24 protein-coding genes are annotated in these 20,419 nt (G+C 71.4%); 10 read left to right on the top strand and 14 right to left on the bottom strand.

The window, feature by feature from the left end:
• Nucleotides 1–25: 25 nt before the first annotated feature.
• Entirely contained in the window at nt 26–1,066 is a 1,041-nt protein-coding gene (locus O5O46_RS28375) for an aspartate-semialdehyde dehydrogenase (protein ID WP_269858458.1), read from the bottom strand.
• Between the two features lie 101 nt (nt 1,067–1,167).
• Nucleotides 1,168–2,070: a 4-hydroxy-tetrahydrodipicolinate synthase gene (gene dapA, locus O5O46_RS28370; RefSeq protein ID WP_269858457.1), complete on the bottom strand. Its 903-nt coding sequence runs from the start codon at nt 2,068–2,070 to the stop codon at nt 1,168–1,170.
• 299 nt (nt 2,071–2,369) lie between these two features.
• Between dapA and O5O46_RS28365 the strand changes: the two genes are divergently transcribed.
• The gene (locus tag O5O46_RS28365) at nt 2,370–2,789 is read left to right on the top strand and encodes a GNAT family N-acetyltransferase (protein WP_269858456.1); all 420 of its coding nucleotides are present in this window, start codon (nt 2,370–2,372) and stop codon (nt 2,787–2,789) included.
• A gap of 9 nt (nt 2,790–2,798) precedes the next feature.
• On the opposite strand, the gene O5O46_RS28360 is transcribed toward O5O46_RS28365, so the two are convergent.
• The 3 genes from O5O46_RS28360 to O5O46_RS28350 form a co-directional block, all read right to left on the bottom strand.
• Nucleotides 2,799–4,046 carry a GNAT family N-acetyltransferase gene (locus O5O46_RS28360; RefSeq protein WP_269858455.1) on the bottom strand — a complete coding sequence of 416 codons (1,248 nt, stop codon included), beginning with the start codon at nt 4,044–4,046 and terminating at the stop codon, nt 2,799–2,801.
• A gap of 82 nt (nt 4,047–4,128) precedes the next feature.
• The gene (locus tag O5O46_RS28355) at nt 4,129–5,088 is read right to left on the bottom strand and encodes an asparaginase (RefSeq protein WP_269858454.1); all 960 of its coding nucleotides are present in this window, start codon (nt 5,086–5,088) and stop codon (nt 4,129–4,131) included.
• Nucleotides 5,089–5,158: 70 nt separating this feature from the next.
• The gene (locus O5O46_RS28350; protein WP_443072645.1) at nt 5,159–5,776 is read right to left on the bottom strand and encodes an RsiG family protein; all 618 of its coding nucleotides are present in this window, start codon (nt 5,774–5,776) and stop codon (nt 5,159–5,161) included.
• A gap of 354 nt (nt 5,777–6,130) precedes the next feature.
• On the opposite strand from O5O46_RS28350, the gene dtd reads away from it, so the two are divergent.
• Nucleotides 6,131–6,556, top strand: a complete 426-nt coding sequence (gene dtd / locus O5O46_RS28345; RefSeq protein WP_269858453.1) for a D-aminoacyl-tRNA deacylase — start codon at nt 6,131–6,133, stop codon at nt 6,554–6,556.
• A gap of 60 nt (nt 6,557–6,616) precedes the next feature.
• Here dtd and ygfZ read toward each other — a convergent pair whose 3' ends face one another.
• From ygfZ to O5O46_RS28330, 3 genes are read right to left on the bottom strand one after another with little or no spacing between them, the layout of a single operon-like run.
• Nucleotides 6,617–7,585, bottom strand: coding sequence for a CAF17-like 4Fe-4S cluster assembly/insertion protein YgfZ (ygfZ, locus tag O5O46_RS28340; RefSeq protein WP_269858452.1), 969 nt, complete (start codon nt 7,583–7,585; stop codon nt 6,617–6,619).
• Nucleotides 7,586–7,595: 10 nt separating this feature from the next.
• Nucleotides 7,596–8,048, bottom strand: a complete 453-nt coding sequence (locus tag O5O46_RS28335; protein ID WP_269858451.1) for a Fur family transcriptional regulator — start codon at nt 8,046–8,048, stop codon at nt 7,596–7,598.
• 33 nt (nt 8,049–8,081) lie between these two features.
• Nucleotides 8,082–8,645, bottom strand: coding sequence for an FABP family protein (locus O5O46_RS28330; protein WP_269858450.1), 564 nt, complete (start codon nt 8,643–8,645; stop codon nt 8,082–8,084).
• Nucleotides 8,646–8,891: 246 nt separating this feature from the next.
• Between O5O46_RS28330 and O5O46_RS28325 the strand changes: the two genes are divergently transcribed.
• Nucleotides 8,892–9,254 (top strand): DsrE family protein, encoded by a 363-nt coding sequence (locus O5O46_RS28325; RefSeq protein ID WP_269858449.1) that lies wholly within the window; start codon nt 8,892–8,894, stop codon nt 9,252–9,254.
• A gap of 60 nt (nt 9,255–9,314) precedes the next feature.
• Complete coding sequence (locus O5O46_RS28320; protein ID WP_269858448.1) at nt 9,315–9,620, top strand: DUF3099 domain-containing protein; 306 nt, start codon at nt 9,315–9,317, stop codon at nt 9,618–9,620.
• Between the two features lie 125 nt (nt 9,621–9,745).
• Here the strand turns inward: O5O46_RS28320 and O5O46_RS28315 are convergent, their stop codons facing one another.
• The 6 genes from O5O46_RS28315 to O5O46_RS28290 all read right to left on the bottom strand — a co-directional run bounded on the left by O5O46_RS28315 (nt 9,746) and on the right by O5O46_RS28290 (nt 14,566).
• Complete coding sequence (locus O5O46_RS28315) at nt 9,746–10,033, bottom strand: DUF1416 domain-containing protein (protein ID WP_269858447.1); 288 nt, start codon at nt 10,031–10,033, stop codon at nt 9,746–9,748.
• Between the two features lie 24 nt (nt 10,034–10,057).
• Nucleotides 10,058–10,894 (bottom strand): sulfurtransferase, encoded by an 837-nt coding sequence (locus O5O46_RS28310; protein ID WP_269858446.1) that lies wholly within the window; start codon nt 10,892–10,894, stop codon nt 10,058–10,060.
• A 420-nt stretch (nt 10,895–11,314) separates the two neighbouring features.
• Entirely contained in the window at nt 11,315–12,031 is a 717-nt protein-coding gene (locus tag O5O46_RS28305; protein ID WP_269858445.1) for an LmeA family phospholipid-binding protein, read from the bottom strand.
• A gap of 209 nt (nt 12,032–12,240) precedes the next feature.
• Nucleotides 12,241–13,203, bottom strand: coding sequence for a hypothetical protein (locus tag O5O46_RS28300; RefSeq protein ID WP_269858444.1), 963 nt, complete (start codon nt 13,201–13,203; stop codon nt 12,241–12,243).
• 8 nt (nt 13,204–13,211) lie between these two features.
• Nucleotides 13,212–13,508: a MoaD/ThiS family protein gene (locus O5O46_RS28295; RefSeq protein ID WP_269858443.1), complete on the bottom strand. Its 297-nt coding sequence runs from the start codon at nt 13,506–13,508 to the stop codon at nt 13,212–13,214.
• 215 nt (nt 13,509–13,723) lie between these two features.
• Entirely contained in the window at nt 13,724–14,566 is an 843-nt protein-coding gene (locus tag O5O46_RS28290) for an alpha/beta hydrolase family protein (RefSeq protein WP_443072644.1), read from the bottom strand.
• 274 nt (nt 14,567–14,840) lie between these two features.
• On the opposite strand from O5O46_RS28290, the gene O5O46_RS28285 reads away from it, so the two are divergent.
• The 6 genes from O5O46_RS28285 to O5O46_RS28260 all read left to right on the top strand — a co-directional run bounded on the left by O5O46_RS28285 (nt 14,841) and on the right by O5O46_RS28260 (nt 20,406).
• Complete coding sequence (locus O5O46_RS28285; RefSeq protein WP_269858442.1) at nt 14,841–15,656, top strand: response regulator transcription factor; 816 nt, start codon at nt 14,841–14,843, stop codon at nt 15,654–15,656.
• 31 nt (nt 15,657–15,687) lie between these two features.
• Nucleotides 15,688–16,713 carry a LacI family DNA-binding transcriptional regulator gene (locus O5O46_RS28280; protein WP_269858441.1) on the top strand — a complete coding sequence of 342 codons (1,026 nt, stop codon included), beginning with the start codon at nt 15,688–15,690 and terminating at the stop codon, nt 16,711–16,713.
• A gap of 103 nt (nt 16,714–16,816) precedes the next feature.
• Nucleotides 16,817–17,857 carry a S1C family serine protease gene (locus tag O5O46_RS28275; RefSeq protein WP_269858440.1) on the top strand — a complete coding sequence of 347 codons (1,041 nt, stop codon included), beginning with the start codon at nt 16,817–16,819 and terminating at the stop codon, nt 17,855–17,857.
• A 10-nt stretch (nt 17,858–17,867) separates the two neighbouring features.
• Nucleotides 17,868–18,146 carry a hypothetical protein gene (locus tag O5O46_RS28270; protein ID WP_269858439.1) on the top strand — a complete coding sequence of 93 codons (279 nt, stop codon included), beginning with the start codon at nt 17,868–17,870 and terminating at the stop codon, nt 18,144–18,146.
• Nucleotides 18,147–18,214: 68 nt separating this feature from the next.
• Nucleotides 18,215–18,961, top strand: a complete 747-nt coding sequence (locus O5O46_RS28265) for a response regulator transcription factor (protein WP_269858438.1) — start codon at nt 18,215–18,217, stop codon at nt 18,959–18,961.
• Nucleotides 18,958–20,406, top strand: a complete 1,449-nt coding sequence (locus tag O5O46_RS28260) for a sensor histidine kinase (protein WP_269858437.1) — start codon at nt 18,958–18,960, stop codon at nt 20,404–20,406. Before O5O46_RS28265 ends, O5O46_RS28260 begins: the two co-directional genes overlap by 4 nt.
• Nucleotides 20,407–20,419 lie beyond the last annotated feature (13 nt).

Genomic DNA, 20,419 nt, shown 5'->3' with positions numbered 1-20,419 from the left:
GTCGGCCGTCCAACCAGCCGTGCCGTCAGCGCAGTTCGGCGGCTACCAGCTCGGCGATCTGCACCGCGTTGAGCGCCGCGCCCTTGCGGAGGTTGTCACTGGAGCAGAACAGCGACAAGCCGTGGTCCACGGTCTCGTCGGTACGGATCCGGCCGACGAACGTGGGGTCCTGGCCCGCGGCCTGCTGCGGGGTGGGGATGTCGGACAGTGCCACACCCGGCGCGCCGCCCAGCAGTTCGCACGCACGGTGCGGGGTGATGGCGCGGGCGAACCGGGCGTTGATCTGTAGTGAGTGTCCGGTGAACACCGGGACACGGACGCAGGTACCGGAGACCTTCAGGTCGGGGATCTCCAGGATCTTGCGGCTCTCGTTGCGGAGCTTGCGCTCCTCGTCGGTCTCGCCCGAGCCGTCGTCCAGCAGGGACCCGGCGAATGGCAGCACATTGAAGGCGATGGGCCGGGCGTAGACCTCGGGCTCGGGGAACTTCACCGCGCCGCCGTCAAAGGTGAGTTCACGGGCCCGCTCCCCCGCCGCCGCTGCCTGGTCGGCGAGTTCGGCGACGCCACTGAGGCCGCTGCCGGACACCGCCTGGTAGGTGGCCACGACCAGGCTGACCAGCGTGGCCTCCTCGTGCAGCGGGCGCAGCACCGGCATCGCGGCCATGGTGGTGCAGTTGGGGTTGGCGATGATGCCCCTGGGGCGGTCGGTCACGGCATGCGGGTTGACCTCCGAGACCACCAGCGGGACCTGTGGATCGAGCCGCCAAGCCGAGGAGTTGTCGATCACCACCGCACCGGCCTCCGCGACGCGCGGCGCGAGCGTCAGCGAGGCGGTCTTCCCGGCGGAGAACAGCACGATGTCCAGTCCGCGGTAGTCAGCGGTGTCGGCGTCCTCCACGACCACGTCGGTGCCCTGCCAGGGCAGCGTACGGCCCGCGGAGCGCGCCGAGGCGAACAACCGCAGCTCGCTCACGGGCAGCCCGAGGCCCTCGGCGGCGCGTTGTGCCAGGACGTGGCGCATGACGCCGCCGACCTGGCCGGTCGCGCCGACGATTCCGACCTTCATCCGATTCACCTTTCGCCGGTGGGCGTGCTCGATGGTTTCGCTGGAGAGGTTTCCCCCAGGCCCGCGTCGGGGATCCCGGGGGGTTCCGTGGGCTGGTTCGCCTACTGGTCCGCGAGTGTCCCGAGCACCAGCATGGCAGCCTCCACCGCCTGGCGGCTCGCGGGCACCATGGGCAGCCGGACCGCCGGTGTGGGGATGCGGCCCTGTGCGTGCAGTACGCCCTTGAGCACGCCGGGGCTCGGCTCAGCGAACAGGGCCCGAGCCATGGTGGACAGGGCGCCGCCGAGGCGGCGCGCCCGTGCCAGGTCGCCGTCCCGCCAGGCAGCGGCCAGTTCCGCGTAGCGGGCGGTCGCGCAGTGCGCCGAGGCCAGGATGCCGCCGGAGCCGCCGAGTGCCAGCAGGCCGGAGAGGTAGATGTCGTCGCCCGCCAGCACCGCGAACCCGTCCGGCAGGTCGGCCAGCAGGTCGATGGTCTCGGCGTCGATGGCGCCCACCGCGTGCTTGACGCCGACCACTTGGGGCAGCGCGGCGAGCCGACGCAGGGTGTGGGCGCTGAGCGACTGCCCTGAGCGGTAAGGGACGTTGTAGACGACGAGCGGCAAGTGGCTCTCGGCGGCCAGGGCTTCGAAGTGCGCGAGGACGCCCTCCTCGGACGGGCGAGTGAAGTACGGGACGCTGACCAGTGCCGCGGTCGCCTCGGGCCAGCGCTTCAGCGCGTGCAGCGCGGCGGCGCTGGTGCGGGTGTCGTTCGTGCCCGCCCCGATGCTCAGCGGCACCGCGCGTTCGCCGCACACCCGGGCGATCACATCGATGACGGCGAGACGTTCGGCTTCGTCCAGCGTGGCGGGCTCGCCGGTGGTGCCCAGCGCGACGAGTCCGTCCGCGCCCTCATCGAGCACCTGATGGGCCAGCGCCTCCAGGGCCTGGTACGCGACCGAGCCGTCCGCCGTGAAGGGGGTGACCAGGGGGACATGGATGCCGGTGAGCGTACTGCTGTTCTCCATGCCGCGAGCCTGACCCACCCTGACACTTGAGGTCTAGTTAATTGCCCTACAGAGAACAACGAAGCAACACTTAACCATCGATTCGGACGGGTCTGCGGGCCGCACGCCACGCGCTCCGGCGTCGACCAGCAGCGACCGCGTTCCGTGAGCTCTTTACGCGTCCTTTTCATCCCGGTGCGACATGAATGGGCCGGTCCGGTTGTGAAGCCGCTGGTGGGCGGGGTGTCTGCGGTGCTGGTGGCGGGGCCACTACGAAATCCCCTCGACGCGGGGCCAGTTGGCCTGCCAGCCTCCCCAGCATGGAAGCCGTGTACGACATCTCCACCGATCCGGCTCGACTGGACATCTGCCGGGTGCACCGCTGGCTGAGCACCGACGCGTACTGGGCGATAGGCCGCAGTCGCGAGGCGCAGGAACGGGCCATCGCCGGATCGCTCAACTTCGGTGCGTACCGGGCGGATTCGGGAATCCAGGTGGCGTACGCCCGGGTGGTCACCGACCACGCCACCTTCGCTTGGCTCTGCGATGTCTACGTCGACCGCCCGGCCCGCGGCCACGGCCTGGGCACCGCCCTGGTGGAGGCGGTGCGCGACCATCTGGCGCCGTACGGACTGCGCCGCATCATGCTGGCGACCGACGACGCCCATGGCGTCTACGAGAAGGCCGGATTCCGGCCACTGGACGACCCGCGGCGCTGGATGGTCCTCACCAAGGGCTGACTCCCGCGGTCAGAAGATGTCCGGGCACCACGGACGGCGCGGGGTGCGCAGCAGGGCGTCCGCGCGGGCGGCGGCGCCCGGACGGCGCTCCTCGACACGACCGAGGGCGGCCAGCCGCACCGCCGACTCGTCGCCCAGGTACAGGGCGCCCAACTCCCCCACGTCCAAGGTGAGATCGGGCTCGGCGGTCGTGGCGAGGACCTGGGCGCCCTCGGGCGAGGCGGTCAGCCGCCAGCGGCCGTCTGCGTAACCGTCCGCGTCCCGGACCTCCAGCACCAACTCGCCCGTGCCCGCGTAGCCACGTGCCTCCAGCGCTGCCGGCACGTCGAGCATCCGCAGCCACATGAAGTCCGCGTGCGAGGTGATCCTGGCGGCCCGCGGGTCCCCCAGGAGCAGCGGCAGCAGGTCGTCGGGCGCACGGGAGCCGGAGTCGAGGCTGACCACCCAGTCGACGGACATCGCGTACCGCCACAGCGCGCCCTCCGCCTCCGGGCTGGTCGCGATCAACTTCCGCACGGTGACGGTGCACTGCGGCAGCTTGGCATCCCACACATCGGCGACGGAGTAGGTGAGCAGTCCGTCCACCTGGCCGGTGGCGTTCCGGTACACCGCGTGGAACGGCTCGGTCCAGGAGTTCCAGGGCAGCAGCGCCTCCCCGGTGTACTGCTTCCAGAAGCCGTCGGTGCGGTTGATCGCGCCGGGTGTCAACCGCCGCGTCCGCTCGTGGAGTTCCGGACCGACCTTGCGGATCTCGGCGCCGTCGACCAGGTCGACGCGGGCGCCGTCGGGCAGTTGGGGGAGGCCGAGGCGGGCGCGGGGGATCTCCACCGTCCAGTCGGTGACCCAGGTGGCCGGGCCGTAGCCGAAGCGGCCGTATATCGGGTACTCGGCGGCGATCAGGATGGAGACCGCGTCACCGCGCTCCTTCGCCGCCGCCAAGCCGTTGGCCATCATCGCGCTGAGGAGTCCGCGCCGCCGGTGGGTCGCGGTCACCGAGACATTGGTGACCGCGTCGGCCGGTACCGTGCCGCCGCCGGGCACGGTCAGCTCGCGCGGCATCGTACGGAAGGTCGCCACGCACCGTCCGTCGTCGAACGCGCCCTGGGTGCGCGCCGGTTCGATCTCCAGGATCGCCGGCGCCTCGGTGGCGTCCCGCTCCGTGCACAACGGCGGGCGCATGAAGCCCTTGCGCAGCGCCAGCATCCAGTCGGCGTAGTCGGACTCCTCGATGTACCGGACCTCGATCGCACGGCTCATTCCCGCAGGCTAAGCCGCCCCGGCGGCAGGGCGCACCCGATTTGGCCCCGGCCGCCCCGCGAAAGGACCCCGTGCCCGCGCCTCAGAAGGTCGCGCGGATCTCGCCGACCTTCTCCGGGCCGCCCATCAGCGGAGCGTCTCCGATGCGGTCCACCACCGGTGCGTCCACGCCCATCATCCGCAGGGCGCGGGCCAGTACCGGTCCGAGGGCCCGCCCGGCGCCATCGTCGATCTTGAAGGCGAGGGCCCGGCCGTCCGCCAGCGCCACGGCCTGCACCGCCTCGGCGCCCATCTTGGACAGTGTCCCCGGAACCTCGCGCATCAGCCAGGTGTCGGGGCGCCGGGTGCCCGCCACGTACTGCGGGTGGGCGCGCATCGCGTCGGCGACCTGGCGCCGGGCGGTACCCGGCTCGGCCAGTACACAGGAGCGGAAGGCGCGGGCCAGGCCGGTCAGGCTCAGCGCCATCAGCGGCGCACCGCAGCCGTCGATACCGATGTGGTCGACGCCCTCGCCGCTCGCGTCCCGGACCACCTCCAGGACGAGCTGCTGCAGCGGGTGGGAGAGGTCGAGGTAGCTCTCCAGCGGCCAGCCGTTGCGCACACAGACGGCGAGCATCGCGGCGTGCTTGCCGGAGCAGTTCATCAGCAGCGGGTCCCGGGTGCCGCCGCCGCGCAGCCAGTGCTCCGCCTCGGTCGGGTCGAGCGGCAGGTCGGGCGGGGTCTGCAGGGCGCCCTCGTCCAGGTTGGCGCTGGCCAGGATCTTCCGTACGCCATCGAGGTGGAACGTTTCTCCGGAGTGGCTGGCAGCGGCCAGCGCCAGCAGTTCCCCGTCCAGGTCCAGCCCGGCCCGCAGCAGCGCCTCCGCCTGCATCGGCTTGTTCGCCGATCGAGGGAAGACCGGCGCGGCCACCTCACCCAGCGCGACGTCCACCGCACCGTCGGCGTCCAGCAGCACCAGTGAGCCCCGATGATGCCCCTCGACGAAGCCGGAGCGTATGACCTCGGCGAGAACGGGCAGCTCAGTGGTGTTACGGGACGTCATCGTCGGCCTTCCGGGGGTGGGACGGCCCGCTCCCGCCAGCGGGCCGGTGGCGAGTTCTCCCGAACGCGGTCTAGCCGTCGGAGAGCAGGTCGTCTACTCGTGCTTCGCCCTCACGGTACCTGCGGGCGATCTCGGCGCTGCAACCGTCCACCGTCACCTGGAGCTGTCGGCGGCGGCGGGACACCTGCTGCTCCCGCCCGACGAGCTTGGCCATCGCGGCGTCCAGCTCCTGGTCCGTGCGGGCGGCGAGGTCGGACAGCTCGACGTCGGCGAGCATCTCCTCGGCCAGCCGCCGGTACTCCTCGCTGTGCGGGGTGCCCAGCGTCACGTGCCGGGCGGAGCGCCCCCGCGACGGGCCGTCGGCGAGGATCTCCGGCAGCCGGTCCAGCAGCGGCCGCACCAGGAGCGTGCGGCCCGGCTTGGGGTCCTTCGGGTCCCTGGCCTCCCCCGGCGCCGTGCGCCGCCCCAGTTCGGCCCGCAGGATGTCGATCCTGCCCTGGAGCAGCCGCCGCAGGTACGACAGGTCGGCCTCCTCCTGCTGGGCGTCTCGGCGCAGCGTCCGTAGTTCGGGGAGGCGGTAGGTGGCCAGGGGGGGCATGGCGGCCTCCGAGGTGTTCTCGGCAGCCTCCCGCGAGCGGGGTGTGTCCGGCCGCGGAGTGCGGGAATTGACGGCGTCGGCCTGCAACATGCGGGCTTCCTCGTTACGGGTGGTACCGGCGGTACGGGCAGGACTGGTGTGGGTGTGGCGATCGGTGTCGTGCGTGACTGCTGTGAGTGCGACGTCGGAAGTCTGTCCGGTATTGGTGATGGATATGCGCATATGCCCCCTTCATCGGGTACGTCCCTCCATTGGGCGGTGCGCACCGGCATCGCCTCGGATCAGATCGTGCCACCGCGCACCGACAACTCGCAGCGCCTGTGCACCCGAACGGCCCCGGCGCCCTTGGCAGACGCGCCTACTGGCAGGCGTACGCCCCGGGGCGTTGAGATGACGAATTCACCCCTGAGAGTGGCACTGCGCCCGACGCGCCACAATGGGGCCATGCGTGCCGTAGTCCAGCGAGTGACCGAAGCAGCCGTCTCCGTCGACGGCGAGACCGTCGGCAAGATCACCGGCCCCGGACTGTGCGTCCTGGTCGGGGTCACCCATGACGACACCCCGCAGCAGGCCGCCCAACTCGCCCGCAAACTGTGGACGCTACGCGTACTGCCCGAGGAGCGGTCCTGCTCGGACATCGGGGCGCCGCTACTGGTCGTCAGCCAGTTCACGCTCTACGGCGACGCCCGCAAGGGGCGCCGACCCACCTGGAACGCGGCGGCACCCGGTCCTGTGGCCGAGCCGCTGGTCGACGAGGTGGTGGCCCGGCTGCGGGAGTTGGGGGCGCATGTGGAGACGGGGCGCTTCGGGGCCGCCATGCAGGTCTCGCTGGTCAACGACGGCCCGTTCACGGTGCTGTTGGAGATTTGACGTACGGCCGGTCATGGGCGGGGACGGGCTTTCCTTCCCCACCCGCCCACCCCTTGGCAACTACGGCTCGACGACGACCTCTTGGTTGGCCGGAACCGTGTCCGCGAGCAGGACCGCGTCCACGGGGACGTTGCGCTTGACCAACGCCAGGGCGATGGGGCCGAGTTCGTGGTGCCGCGCGGAGGACGTGACGAAGCCCAGCTGGCGGCCGTCCGGGCCGTCGTCGGCCAGCCGCACCGGTGCGCCGTGCCCGGGCAGCTTGACCTCGCTGCCGTCCAGGTGCAGGAAGACCAGACGGCGCGGCGGACGGCCGAGGTTGTGCACCCGGGCCACCGTCTCCTGGCCGCGGTAGCAGCCCTTGTTCAGGTGGACGGCGGACTCCAGCCACCCCACCTCGTGCGGGATCGTACGGTGGTCGGTCTCAAGGCCGAGCCGCGGGCGGTGCGCCTCGATCCGCAGCGCCTCTAGCGCCAGCACGCCGATCGCCGGACCGGCCTGCTCGGCGAACGACTCCAACTCGCCGCGCGGCACGAAGACATCACGCCCGTACGCGGTCTCCCGTACCGCCCAGCCGTCCGGCACCTCGACGATGGAACCGGCGGGCAGATGGACGACGGCGTAGTCGTCCGTCAGATCCGCGGTCTCCACCTGGTAGAAGAACTTCATGCTCTCCAGGTAGGCGAGCAACTCGCCCTGGGTGCCCGGCTCGACATGGATCCAGGTCGTCGTGCCGTCGTCCACCAGGTACAGCGCGTGCTCGACGTGGCCGTGCGCGGAGAGGATCAGCGCCTCGACGGCCTGCTGCGGCGGCAGTTCGCTGACGTGCTGGGTGACCAGCAGGTGCAGCCAGCTCAGCCGGTCGGCACCGCTGACGGTGACGACACCGCGGTGCGAGAGGTCAACGAAACCGGTCCCGGCGGCGAGTGCGCGCTGCTCGCGGAACAGGTCTCCGTAGTGGGCGGCGACGCCCTCGTCCGGCGCCTCCGCGGGGACCGCGCCGGGCAGCGAGAGCAGGGGACTCTTCGTCATGCGCACCAGCCTACGACCCGCTGGGAAGCGCCTCGGGGGCAGCGGCGGCGCGGGAGCAGTTCGCACAGCGCCCGAAGATCGCGAAGTGCTTCATATCGGTGTCGAAGCCGAACGACCGGTGCAGCTCGGCGATGAGCGGCGCCGCCACCGAGACGTCCGCCTCGATGACCTCGTCGCAGTCCCGGCAGACCAGGTGCATGTGGTGGTGCCGGTCGGCGAGGTGGTACGTGGGCGAGCCGTGCCCCAGGTGGGCATGGCTGACCAGGCCCAGCTCCTCCAGCAGCTCCAGCGTCCGGTAGACGGTGGAGATGTTGACGCCGCTGGCGGTGCGCCGGACCTCCGAGAGGATGTCGTCCGGGGTGGCGTGTTCCAGGTGGTCGACAGCCTCCAGGACGAGCTGGCGCTGCGGCGTCAGCCGGTAACCGCGCTCGCGCAGGTCCTTCTTCCAGTCGGTGCTCACCACGCCACCGATTCTAGGGAAGAAGGCGGCGAAGGATTACTTGAAGAACGCGATGCCGTCGTCCGGCAGGTCCTTCAGGTCCTTGGCCCACTCGCGCGGGTCCACGACCTTCTTCAGATGCGCCGACATGTACGGGCGCAGCGGCACGTCGGGGGTCGACTTCTCGCCCACCCACATCAGGTCGCCCTTTACGTAGCCGTACAGCCGCTTGCCGCCGGAGTACGGGCTGGCCGAGGCCAGTCGGGCCACCGCGTCGGTCACCAGGTCGATCTGCGGCTTCTGGTCGGCCAGCTCGCCGTACCAGATCTCGACGACGCCCTCGTCGCGCGACATCACGGCCTCGACCTTGCGGTCGGCGTCGACCCGCCAGAAACCGCTCTCGCTCTCAAGCGGACGGACCTTGTTTCCTTCGGCGTCCAGCACCCAGGTGTGCGAGGTGTACTCCAGGAAGGGGCGGCCGTCGTGGGAGAACGTGACCTCCTGCCCGAAGTTGCACTTCTCGGCACCGGGGAAGTCGCAGACGCCCGCGCCCTGCCAGTTGCCGAGGAGGAAGGCGAGCGGGACGAGGTCCGGGTGGAGGTCGGACGGAATCTCGATCATGGCGTGTGGCTCAGGCGATCTGTGAGAGGTCGGTCAGGTACGCGGGGTCAGCGCTGGCCCTGGAACAGCTTCTTCACGGACAGGCCCGTGAAGGCGATGACGGCCACAACGACCAGGGCGAGAAGGGCTTCGAAAAAGACCTCAAGCACGGTTGGTGCTCCTCGGGCAGGCTGCTGACACTTACGGACCAGGCCGAGTCTAGTCGGGGCGGCGGACCGCTGGCGCGGCGGGCGTAGGGTGAGCTGCGTGACCAAGCGGTTGGTGATCAAGGTGACGGCGGGCGCCGACGCGCCCGAGCGGTGCTCGCAGGCGTTCACGGTGGCGGCGGTGGCCGCGGCCAGTGGCGTGGCGGTCTCGCTCTGGCTGACCGGGGAGTCCTCGTGGTTCGCGCTGCCGGGCCGGGCGGCCGAGTTCGAGCTGCCGCACGCCGCGCCGCTGCCGGACCTGATCGACGGCATCCTGGCGGGCGGGCGGATCACCCTGTGCACCCAGTGCGCCGCCCGCCGTGACATCACCGAGGCGGACGTCATCGACGGCGTGCGCATCGCCGGGGCCCAGGTCTTCGTCCAGGAGGCGATGGCGGACGGCGTTCAGGCGCTCGTCTACTAGCCGCCGGCTCTCCCCGTCCCACCGGCTGTCCGATGGCCCATACGGACGTACCGTTGAGGTATGTACGCGCGGCGTAGGCACTGGTACTTCGCCATGATGGGCACGTGTATCGGCCTGTTCGTCCTGGCCTGGGCGGTCGTGCGGCTGTGGTCGGTCCCGGCGGCGGTCGCCATGTGCGTGGTGGCGATGGTCATCCCGCCGGTCGCGGCGATGGTGGCGAACCGGCGCGGTCCCGACGACGGGTGGTGGGACGTGCCCGACGACACCTGGCTCCAGGACGATCCGAAGGACGACACCTGGCGCGAGAGCGAGAAGGCCGCCAAGGAGCGCCTCGACCGGCTGGACCGCGGCGACTCCGGCCAGTAGACCGCCGCACGACGGCCCTCACCACGGCCCGCCCCCCGACGAGCGCGACGGAGGGCCGCACCCCGCCAGGCGTCCAACCCTGGGGTGCGGCCCTCCGGCCGTGGTACCGCCCTTGAGAAGCCGCCTCAGAGGGCGATGGCGACCTCCGCCAGACCGCCCCGCTGGGCGACCACGGTACGGTCCGCCTGCCCGCCCGGCACCAGCGCGCGCACGGTCCAGGTGCCCTCCGCGGCGTAGAAGCGGAACTGCCCGGTCGCCGACGTCGGCACCTCGGCGGTGAACTCGCCGGTGCTGTCCAGCAGCCGGACGTATCCGGTGACGGGCTGGCCGCCGCGGGTCACCGAGCCCTGGATCGTGGTCTCACCGGCCTTGACGGTCGACGCGTCCGGGCCGCCTGCCTTGGCTCCACACATGTATGAACTTCCTTACCTAGGGGGTCAGTTGGCGCCGAGCTCGATCGGCACGCCCACCAGCGAGCCGTACTCGGTCCAGGAGCCGTCGTAGTTCTTGACGTTCTGCTGGCCCAGCAGCTCGTGCAGTACGAACCAGGTGTGCGCGGAGCGCTCGCCGATCCGGCAGTACGCGATGGTGTCCTTGCCCAGGTCCACGCCCGCGCCCTCGTACAGCTCCTTCAGCTCCTCGTCGGACTTGAAGGTGCCGTCGTCGTTGGCCGACTTCGACCACGGGATGTTGCGCGCGGTGGGGATGTGGCCGGGGCGCTGCGACTGCTCCTGCGGGAGGTGCGCCGGGGCGAGCAGCTTGCCGCTGAACTCGTCGGGGGAACGCACGTCGACCAGGTTGAGCTGACCGATCGCCTTGACGGCGTCGTCGCGGAAGGCGCGGATCGAAAGATCCTGCTCCTTGGCCTTGTACTCGGTCTGCGGCCGGGACGGCACGTCCACGACCAGGTCGCGGGAGTCCAGCTCCCACTTCTTGCGGCCGCCGTCCAGCAGCCGGACGTCCTGGTGGCCGTAGAGCTTGAAGTACCAGTAGGCGTACGCCGCGAACCAGTTGTTGTTGCCGCCGTAGAGCACGACGGTGTCGTCGTTGGCGATGCCCCGCTCCGACAGGAGCTTCTCGAAGCCCGCCTGGTCCACGAAGTCGCGGCGCACCGGGTCCTGGAGGTCTTTCTTCCAGTCGATCCGGATGGCGTTCTTGATGTGGTTCTTCTCGTACGCCGAGGTGTCCTCGTCAACTTCGACGATGACGACCTTGGGGTCGTCGAGGTGGCTCTCGACCCACTCGGCGTCGACGAGGACGTCGCTGCGGCTCATGCTGTTCTCCTCCGGGGCAGTTGCGGCGGGGCGTTTGCGGTGCGGGTGGCCCCCGTACGCGGGCGCTGCACGGCGCGCGAGGGCGCGGCGGGGTGCGGTGCGGGAAGAAGGGCGGATACGCCGGGCGGGGAGGCCTCGGGGCGGTGGGCCCTTCAGCGGACGCGACAGAGCATGGCGGCGACGCGGCACAGGTCGACTGCCCGCCGCTTCGTGAGATCCGCCTGTCGCTTCATGGCCCCGATCGTAGGGAAGCGTGCGGCGGGTGTCACCGGTGTGTCGACATTCGAGACGAGATCGTCCGAATGGCGGAACAAAACCGGCCTGGATGGGCCTGCGCGGCCGGTCGGGGGCAGCCGGGCGGCCGTCGGAGGACTGAGGGGCGGACGCCCTGTCTCAGCAATCGGACCGTACGGTCCCGGGTCAGCCCAGCTTGACGTTGGACCCGGACAGCGACACCTGGAGTCCGTCGGGAGTCGCCTCGGCGCTGTCCAGCTTTATGCCACTGGGCAGCCCGGACAGCTGACCGCCGAAGTCGGTCTGCTGGCGCACCAGTTGCTCCGCGCTGACCGGCAGCGAAATCCCCATGATCGAAGGCATGCCGTCGGCGTGCAACTGCACGGCGTCGCCGTTCTTGATGACCACATGGCTCATCACGCTGACCTGCTGGGTGCCCACCAGCGGCAGGTCGACGCTGCCGGTGACCTTCAGCCGCCCCTTGCCGTTGGCGTCCTGGCCGCCGTACGAGACGGTGATGCCGTTCGACGCGCTCCTGGAAAGGTCGGCGTACGAGATGAGCGCGGTGCCGGTGGCGGTGTCCGCGACCGCGCTGGTGACCTGGCCGCTCATCAGGTCGCCGCCGAGGTGCACGCCGTGCCCGTCGGCGGTCAGCTTGGCGACCCGCAGCGAACCGGAGTCGGAGGTGGCCTGCAGTCCGGTGAAGGTCACCGCGACCTCGTCCAGCTTCTTGTCCATGACCTGGGTCAGGAACGGGAAGCCCTTGATGGACACGTCGGGCTTGTCCGCCAGCCCCTGCGACCGCTGTATCTTCTCCGCCGCCTTGGACTGCGCGTACGAGAGCGCAACGCGGTCGGCGGCCACGAACAGGCCGCCGAGCACCACGACGAGTATCAGCAACATGCGTATCCCGCGCCCGCGCATCTCTCCTCTTCCCCCACTCCCCGGCGTCTCCAGGCGTGGTTACTCGGCGTCGCGACCATACCTGGCGGACCTGTCCGCCTCCCCGGGCTGGGCACCAGGGGCCGGCGGCCGGTGTCACAGATCACTACGTCCGGCGGGTGCGGGCGGTTCCCCGGGGGCCTCCCCGGCCGACGGACGCGGTCCGTGCGCTACGAGCCCAGCGCGCGCCCGAGGGCGTAGACGACCGGCGCGGCGACCGTCAGCGGCAGCGCCACACCCGCGGTGAAGTGCACGAAGCGGGACGGGAAGTCATAGCTGGCCACCCGCAGGCCGATCAGCGCGCAGACCCCGGCGGCCACCGCGATCAGCACCGCGGACGTGGTGCCCATGCCGGTCAGCCGGTCGGTGGCGACCCCGCTGCCCGCCGCCGCCAGCACGGCGACCGCCACCGAGACAACCGAAGGCAGCGGCAGCGCCCGCGCCACCGCCGCCACCGCGACCGCCACCGCGCCCACCACCACGGGATGGCCGCCCACCTTGCCGTCGACCGCCAGGTACCCGGCGGCCAGCACGGTCAGCGCGGTCGAGGCGGCGGTCGCGGTCAGGCTCGCCAGCCGCTCGTCGGCGCTGCCCCGGTGCCGCATCTGCTGCACGAGGATCAGCAGGACCCACACCCCGAGGGTGCCGAGGATGACGGCCGGGGCCTGGTCGGCCGGGGCGGCCAGCAGCCCGACGTCAGCGGCCAGGCCGGCCAGGAAGGCCAGCGCGATGCCCTGGCGGGCGGGCCACATGCCGTTCAGCCGGAACCATCCGGCGGCCGTCACGGCCTGCAGCAGCACGGCCGCCACCGCCAGCGCCGGACTGCCCAGAGCCGCGCCCGCGGCGGTGAGCGCGGCGAGCACGGCGGTCAGCAGCGCGGGCTGGATGCCGGGCGGGATGATCGGCGATCCGGTCCGGACGGCAGGGGGAGCGGGAGCGGGTTCCGGCTCCGCCACGGGCAGGGGTTCCGGCTCCGGCTGGTACGCGTCGTAGCCGTACGGCGGCGGGGACGGCGGCGAGTAGGCCGTCGCCGTCTGCTCCGGCATCTGCTCGTGCGCGTAGTAGTTGTACGCGGGGTCGTACTGGCCGCCGTAGCCGCCGTGACCGTTGTCGTTCCACTGTGGTGTCGTCATCGCGTCGCTCATCCTCCCGCGAACGGCGGGAGCACCTCGACGGTGCCGCCCTGGGCAAGCCGGATCGTGGCGTGGTCACGGGTGCCCACCGGCGCCCCGTCGACGAGGAACGAGGACCTGGCCAGGACACGGGCGAACTCGGGCTGGTGCGCGTGCCGGTCGCCCGCGGCGCGCAGCGCCTCGGCGAGGGTCACCGCTTCGTACGGCTCCTCCGGGGTGCCGGCGGCGGCCTTCGCGGCCGCCCAGTAGCGGATCGTGCCGGTCGCGGGCGCGGTTTCCGCGCCCGCGTGGTTCGGGGCGCCCATGGCGGCTCCTCGGCGGTACGTCGTGGGTTTTGGGGTTCAGGGTAATTGGCGGGGCCGCTCGCGCCGGCGTTCCGGGGCTCTCCCCGTTTCCCGTCAGCTCTTACGTGCCGCCGCGCTCCGCCGTCTTCGCGGGGACATCCGCGGCGCGGCGGACAGCGGACCGCCTCCCGTGCGCGACGGCGGGCGCAGGCCGACGGCAGACGGGTGGGCGGTTGCTAGGTCTCAACCACCGGGCACCGGTCCGACACCCACTCCCCGATCCGCCGCAGAAGCCCCGCGGACGCGGAGTTCTCCGCGTGGCCGAAGCCCGGCTCGATCCAGAGTTCCGCGGCACCGGCGGCAGCCGCCGCCAGCGACCGGGGATGGTCCAACGGAAAGTACGCGTCACGGTCCCCGTGCACGATCAGCAACGGCGTGGGCGCGATGAGCCCCACCGCCTCGACCGGGGAGACCGGAACGGGATCCCACCCCTCCGGGTGGATCCGGGTCTTCAGGCCGTACCGGGACACCGTGCGGCCGACCGGACGCGTCACCACCCAGTGCAACCGCCGCATCGGCGCCGTCCCCCGGTAGTACCAGCGCGCGGGCGCGCTCACCGACACCACCGCGTCGACCGGGGCCTCCCGCACCGCCGCCTGCCGCAGCACCACGGACCCGCCCATGGAGAAGCCGACGGTGGCGACCCGCCGGTACCCGAGCCGACGCGCCCAGCCCACCGCCGCGTCCACGTCCAGCACCTCCCGGTCGCCGACCGTGGAGCGTCCGCCGGACCCGCCGTGCCCCCGGAAGGAGAACGTGACCACCCCGCCGAATCCGCGGAACGCCTGCGCCGCGCGCCGCACCGCGGGCCGGTCGAGCGAGCCGGTGAAGCCGTGCGCCAGCACCACCGCGAGGTCGTCGGAACCGTCCAGCGCGCCCTGGTGCCCGGCCTCGATCCGCACTCCGTCCCGTGTCAACAAGATGTGACGAGAGGGTCTCTTTCGGGTGTATTGCCGACTACGTGAAGTGATCGAGGAAACACCGAACCGTGCCAACTCGTTCTCACCCGTGGCGTCCATGTCGGCTATTCTCCTGAGGCAAGAGGATCCGGGCAGCGCCGCCCCCGGGTCCTTTCGTGCTTTCGGGCACTCCAAAAGCCGCAGGGCGCCACGTCCTCGCAGGGACCGAGGAGGGTTCGCGAATGAGCAAACCGGGCAGTACACGTACTTCAGACGGTGCGTATACGACGCCGTATACAGCCGACGGCCCGGCCGGGCCACGCCGGCTGGGTGGGCACAGCGCGTCCGGCGTGCCGTGCCCCTGCCTTGACCGGACGACGGAGGGGAGCCTCCGGTGAGTTCACTGCTCCTGCTGACCAACGCCCTGCAGCCGTCCACCGAGGTGCTGCCCGCGCTCGGCCTGCTGCTGCACAGCGTGCGCGTCGCCCCCGCGGAGGGTCCCGCGCTCGTCGACACGCCCGGCGCCGACGTGATCCTCATCGACGGCCGCCGCGATCTGCCGCAGATCCGCAGCCTGTGCCAGCTGCTGCGGTCGACCGGTCCCGGCTGCCCGCTGATCCTGGTCGTCACCGAGGGCGGTCTGGCCGCGGTCACCGCCGACTGGGGCGTGGACGACGTACTGCTGGACACCGCGGGTCCGGCCGAGGTCGAGGCACGGCTACGGCTGGCCACCGGCCGCCAGCAGATCACCGCGGACGACAGCCCGCTGGAGATCCGCACCGGCGACCTGTCGGTGGACGAGGCCACGTACAGCGCCAAGCTCAAGGGCCGGGTCCTGGACCTGACGTTCAAGGAGTTCGAGCTGCTGAAGTACCTCGCCCAGCATCCGGGCCGGGTCTTCACCCGCGCCCAGCTCCTCCAGGAGGTCTGGGGGTACGACTACTTCGGCGGCACCCGCACGGTCGACGTCCACGTACGGCGGCTGCGCGCCAAGCTCGGCCCCGAGCACGAGGCGCTGATCGGCACCGTCCGCAACGTTGGCTACCGCTTCGTCGTACCGGAGAAGGTCGAGCGCGCCACCGAGGAGGCCAAGGCCGCCCAGGCCAAGCAGACCGGACGGGCCACGCCGGAACGGAACAACGCGGCGCGGGAGGAGGCCGCTGCGGGCGCCGGGTCGACCGCCCGCACGACCGGTGAAGACGGCCGGTAAAGTCGGCGGTTCACCCGCGTAGACTACGCCCGTGCCCAAGGTGACGCGCGACGACGTGGCCAGGCTTGCGGGGACCTCGACCGCAGTCGTCAGCTACGTCATCAACAACGGACCGAGGCCGGTCGCACCGGCCACCCGCGAACGCGTGCTCGCGGCGATCAAACAGCTCGGCTATCGCCCGGACCGGGTGGCCCAGGCGATGGCCAGCCGCCGCACCGACCTGATAGGGCTGATCGTCCCTGACGCCCGCCAGCCGTTCTTCGCGGAGATGGCGCACGCCGTGGAACGGGCCGCCGCCGAGCGCGGAAAGATGGTGCTGGCCGGGAACTCCGACTACCTCGACGAGCGCGAGGTGCACTATCTGCGCGCCTTCCTCGGCATGCGGGTGGCGGGCGTGATCCTGATCAGCCAGGGCCCGAGCGAGAACGCGGCCGCCGAGATCGAGGCCTGGGACGCCCGGGTGGTACTGCTGCACGAGCGGCCCGCGGCGATCGACGACGTCGCCGTGGTGACCGACGACATCGGCGGCGCGCAGCTGGCCACCCGGCACCTGCTGGAACACGGCCACGAGTACGTGGCCTGCCTCGGCGGCATAGAGGGCACCCCCACGGTGGGCGACCCGGTCACCGACCACGTCGAGGGTTGGAGACGCGCGATGCAGGAGGCCGGGCGGTCCACGCAGGGCCGCCTCATCAACGCCCCCTACAACCGCTACGACGCCTACCGGATCGGCCTTGACCTGCTGTCCCGCCCGGACCGGCCGACCGCCGTGTTCTGCTCGACCGACGACCAGGCGATCGGCCTGCTGCGGGCGGCCCGGGAGCTGCGCATCGACGTTCCGCGCGAGCTGGCCGTCGCGGGCTTCGACGACGTGAAGGAAGCGGCACTGACCGATCCCGGGCTGACCACGGTGGCCTCGGACCGCGAGGCGATGGCCCGCTCGGCCGTGGACCTGGTGCTGGACGACGGGCTGCGGTTCGCCGGATCGCGCAGGGAGCGGCTCAAGCAGTTCCCGTCGCGCCTGGTGATCCGCCGCTCCTGCGGCTGCGCGACGTAGGCAACAGGTAGGCCGCGGCCTTTATTTCGGGCATAACTACTTCTGTCGGGCTTCTCAGCTGGCGCTCAGACGGCTCTCATGATCAGCGCCGAAAGTCATTGCCATGACGGACAGCACCCACTTCAGCAGCGGCTCGCAGCACAGCGCCGAAAGCCTCTCCGGCGGCGCGTACCCTCCCCCGCCGCCCTACCACCCGTCGCAGCCGCTGCCCGAGGCCGGCGGCCCCACGCCCCGGCGCTCACGCCGGTCCGTCGCACTGGTCGCCGCGGTCGCCCTGGCCTCCGGTCTGATCGGCGGCGGCGCCGCGGTGCTGATAGGCAACGCGACCCGCACCGACACCGTCTCGTCGTCCGTCGTGGGGTCCCCGACCTCCGCCAAGTCCCTCGGCAGCGTGAGCGCCGTGGCCTCCGCGGTCAGCCCGAGCATCGTGGAGATCACCGCCAACACCGGCTCCGGCCAGTCGATCGGCTCCGGGGTGGTCCTCGGCTCCGACGGCACGATCCTCACCAACAACCACGTCATCGCGGGCGCGGACACCGTGAAGGTGAACTTCACCAACGGCAAGAGCGCCTCCGCCAAGGTCATCGCGACCGACGCCTCCAAGGACCTCGCGGTGATCAGGGCACAGGGCGTCAGCGGGCTGCCGACCGCCACGCTCGGCAACTCCGACTCGCTCGCCGTCGGTGACCAGGTGGTCGCCATCGGCTCCCCCGAGGGCCTGTCCAACACCGTCACCAGCGGTGTGGTCTCCGCGCTCAACCGCGATGTGACCGTACCCGTCGAAGGCGGCGACTCCAGCGGCGGCGACTCCGGCAACGGCAACGGTTTCGGCGGCTGGGGCCGCGGTGGCGGGCAGCAGTGGCCGTTCGAGTTCGGCGGCGGCCAGTACAACGGCCAGGTCGGCGGGAACACCACCACCTACAAGGCGATACAGACCGACGCCCCGCTCAACCCCGGCAACTCCGGTGGCGCGCTGATCAATCTGAGCGGCCAGGTCGTCGCCATCAACTCCGCGATGTACTCGCCGAGTTCCGGCAGCGGCAGCTCGTCCAGCGACGCGGGCAGCATCGGCCTGGGCTTCGCCATCCCGATCAACACCGTCAAGTCGTTCCTCAACAGCAACCACATCAGCTACAACAGCTGAGGAGCCGTTCATGGCCCGCCTCACCGTCGGCGCCTACCGCGCCCGCCACGCCCTGGCCGCCGCCGTAACCTGGTGCTCGGGCGGTGACCGCGCGACCGTCCCGGTCCACCGTGCCGTGCACCCCGGGCTCAGCGCGGGCCCGGCCGATCTCGACCTGGCGATCGCGCTGGCAGGCTCGGTACCCGCCACCCGCGCCGCGGAGATCGCCGCCACCGCGCCACGGCGCGGACGTACGACCAAGCACGCCACCGCGCGCCGACGCACCGCCCCCGCATCCGTGCGAGGCTGAAGCGAAAGCCGCGCAGGCCGTGAGCTGGACCCCACACCCGTTACGAGCGACAGCGAGGTACGCAGACGATGAGCCCCGCCGAGAGCGGCGAACAGCCGTCCCGGATCCTGGTCGTGGACGACGAGCCCGCGGTACGCGAGGCAATCCGTCGCAGCCTCGCGTTCGAGGGGTACGACACGGAACTGGCCGCCGACGGCTTCGCCGCGCTCGAACAGGTCGAGGCGTACCGCCCGGACGCCATCATCCTCGACGTGCTCATGCCGCGCATGGACGGTCTCACCACCGCCCGCCGACTGCGCCACAACGGCGTCACCACGCCCATCCTGATGCTCACCGCGCGGGACACCGTCGGCGACCGGGTCACCGGGCTCGACGCCGGTGCGGACGACTACCTGGTCAAGCCCTTCGAGCTGGACGAGCTGCTGGCCCGGCTGCGCGCCCTGCTGCGCCGCACCTCGTACGCGGCCGCGGCGGCCGCCAGCGCCGCCGACACCCCCCAGGACGCCGCGCTGGTCTTCGCCGACCTGCGGATGGACCCGGCCACCCGCGAGGTCACCCGCGCGGGCCGCCCGGTGGAACTGACCCGCACCGAGTACACGCTGCTCGAACTGTTCATGAGCCACCCGCGCCAGGTGCTCACCCGCGAACAGATCCTCAAGGCGGTCTGGGGCTTCGACTTCGAACCCAGCTCCAACTCCCTCGATGTGTACGTGATGTACCTGCGCCGCAAGACCGAGGCGGGTGGCCAGCCGCGACTGGTGCACACGGTGCGCGGTGTCGGCTACGTCCTGCGCTCCGCCGAGGCCAGGCCATGAGCCGTCTGCGCCTGCTCAGACGCTGGCGCTTCAAGGCCCTCCCGCTGCGCTCCCGGTTGGCACTGCTGGTCGCGGCGGCGGTGGGGTTCGCGGTCGCCGCCGTGGCGGTCGCGGCGTGGTTCACCGCGCAGCGGCAGTTGCTTAACCAGTTCGACAAGTCGCTGGCGAGCACCAACCCCCGGCTCACCACTGAGCGGTCGTTGTGCACCCCCAACTCCAAACCCGGCCCAGGACCGGTGGTGGGTCCCGAGACGTACGTACAGGTCGTGCAACCGGCCGGGCCGGCCTGCGTGGTGGAGGGCAAGGCCGTCGAAGTGACGCGGTGGGACCTGGCCGTCGCCAACACGGTCGCCCTCGGCACGTGGGAGGCCGGGTCGCGGCCCGTCTTCCACGACGCCAAGACCACCGACGGCAAAGAGGTCGTACGGGTCTACACCCGGGTGATGCCGGTGTTCCAGCCGGGTATCGGCAGGCAACCCGCCGCCGTCTCCGTGTCACGTCCACTGAAGGACATCACCAAACCCCTCGACCATCTCGCCGTCATCCTCGTCGTCGTCGCCGGAATAGGAGTCATCGGCGCCACCAGCGCCGGTCTGGGCATCGCCCGCGCGGGCCTGCGCCCGGTGGACCGACTCACCGACGCCGTCGAACACATCGCCCGCACCGAGGACTTGGCGGTCCGCATCCCCGTCGAGGGGGAGGACGAGATCGCCCGGTTGTCCACGGCGTTCAACTCGATGACCGCGCAACTGGCCTCCTCCCGTGAGCGCCAGCAGCAGCTGATCGCCGACGCGGGCCATGAACTGCGCACCCCGCTGACCTCGCTGCGCACCAACATCGAGCTGCTCGCCCGCAGCGAGGAGACCGGTCGGCCGCTGCCGCCCGAGGACCGCAAGGCGCTGCTCATCTCGGTCAAGGCGCAGATGAGTGAACTCGCCCTGCTCATCGGCGACCTACAGGAGCTGTCCCGTCCGGACGCGGTGCCCGGCAGCGCCCCGTTCCAGACCGTGGGCCTGCACGAGGTGGCCGAGCATGCCCTCGAACGCGCCCGGCTGCGCGGCCCCGACCTCACCATCAAGGCGCACCTCACGCCCTGGTACGTACGCGCCGAGCCGTCGTCCCTGGAGCGGGCGGTGGTCAACCTGCTCGACAACGCGGTGAAGTTCAGCCCGTCCGCCGGCACCATCGAAGTGATCCTGGTCAACGGCCAGTTGAGCGTACGGGACCAGGGACCTGGCATCCCCCCGGAGGACCTCCCGCACGTCTTCGAGCGCTTCTGGCGCTCCCCGTCCGCCCGCGCCCTGCCCGGATCGGGCCTGGGCCTGTCCATCGTCGCCCGCACCGTCCAACAGGCGGGCGGCGAGGTTGCGCTCCAATCCGCGCCCGGCGGCGGCACGGTGGCGGTCGTCCGCCTACCGGGCACGTCGGTGGCGCCGCCTGAGTGACCTGAGACGGTCG

The organism is Streptomyces sp. RPT161 (assembly GCF_027533845.1).
Taxonomy (GTDB): Bacteria; Actinomycetota; Actinomycetes; order Streptomycetales; family Streptomycetaceae; genus Streptantibioticus_A; species Streptantibioticus_A silvisoli_A.
This window is presented reverse-complemented; position numbering and strand designations above follow the sequence as displayed.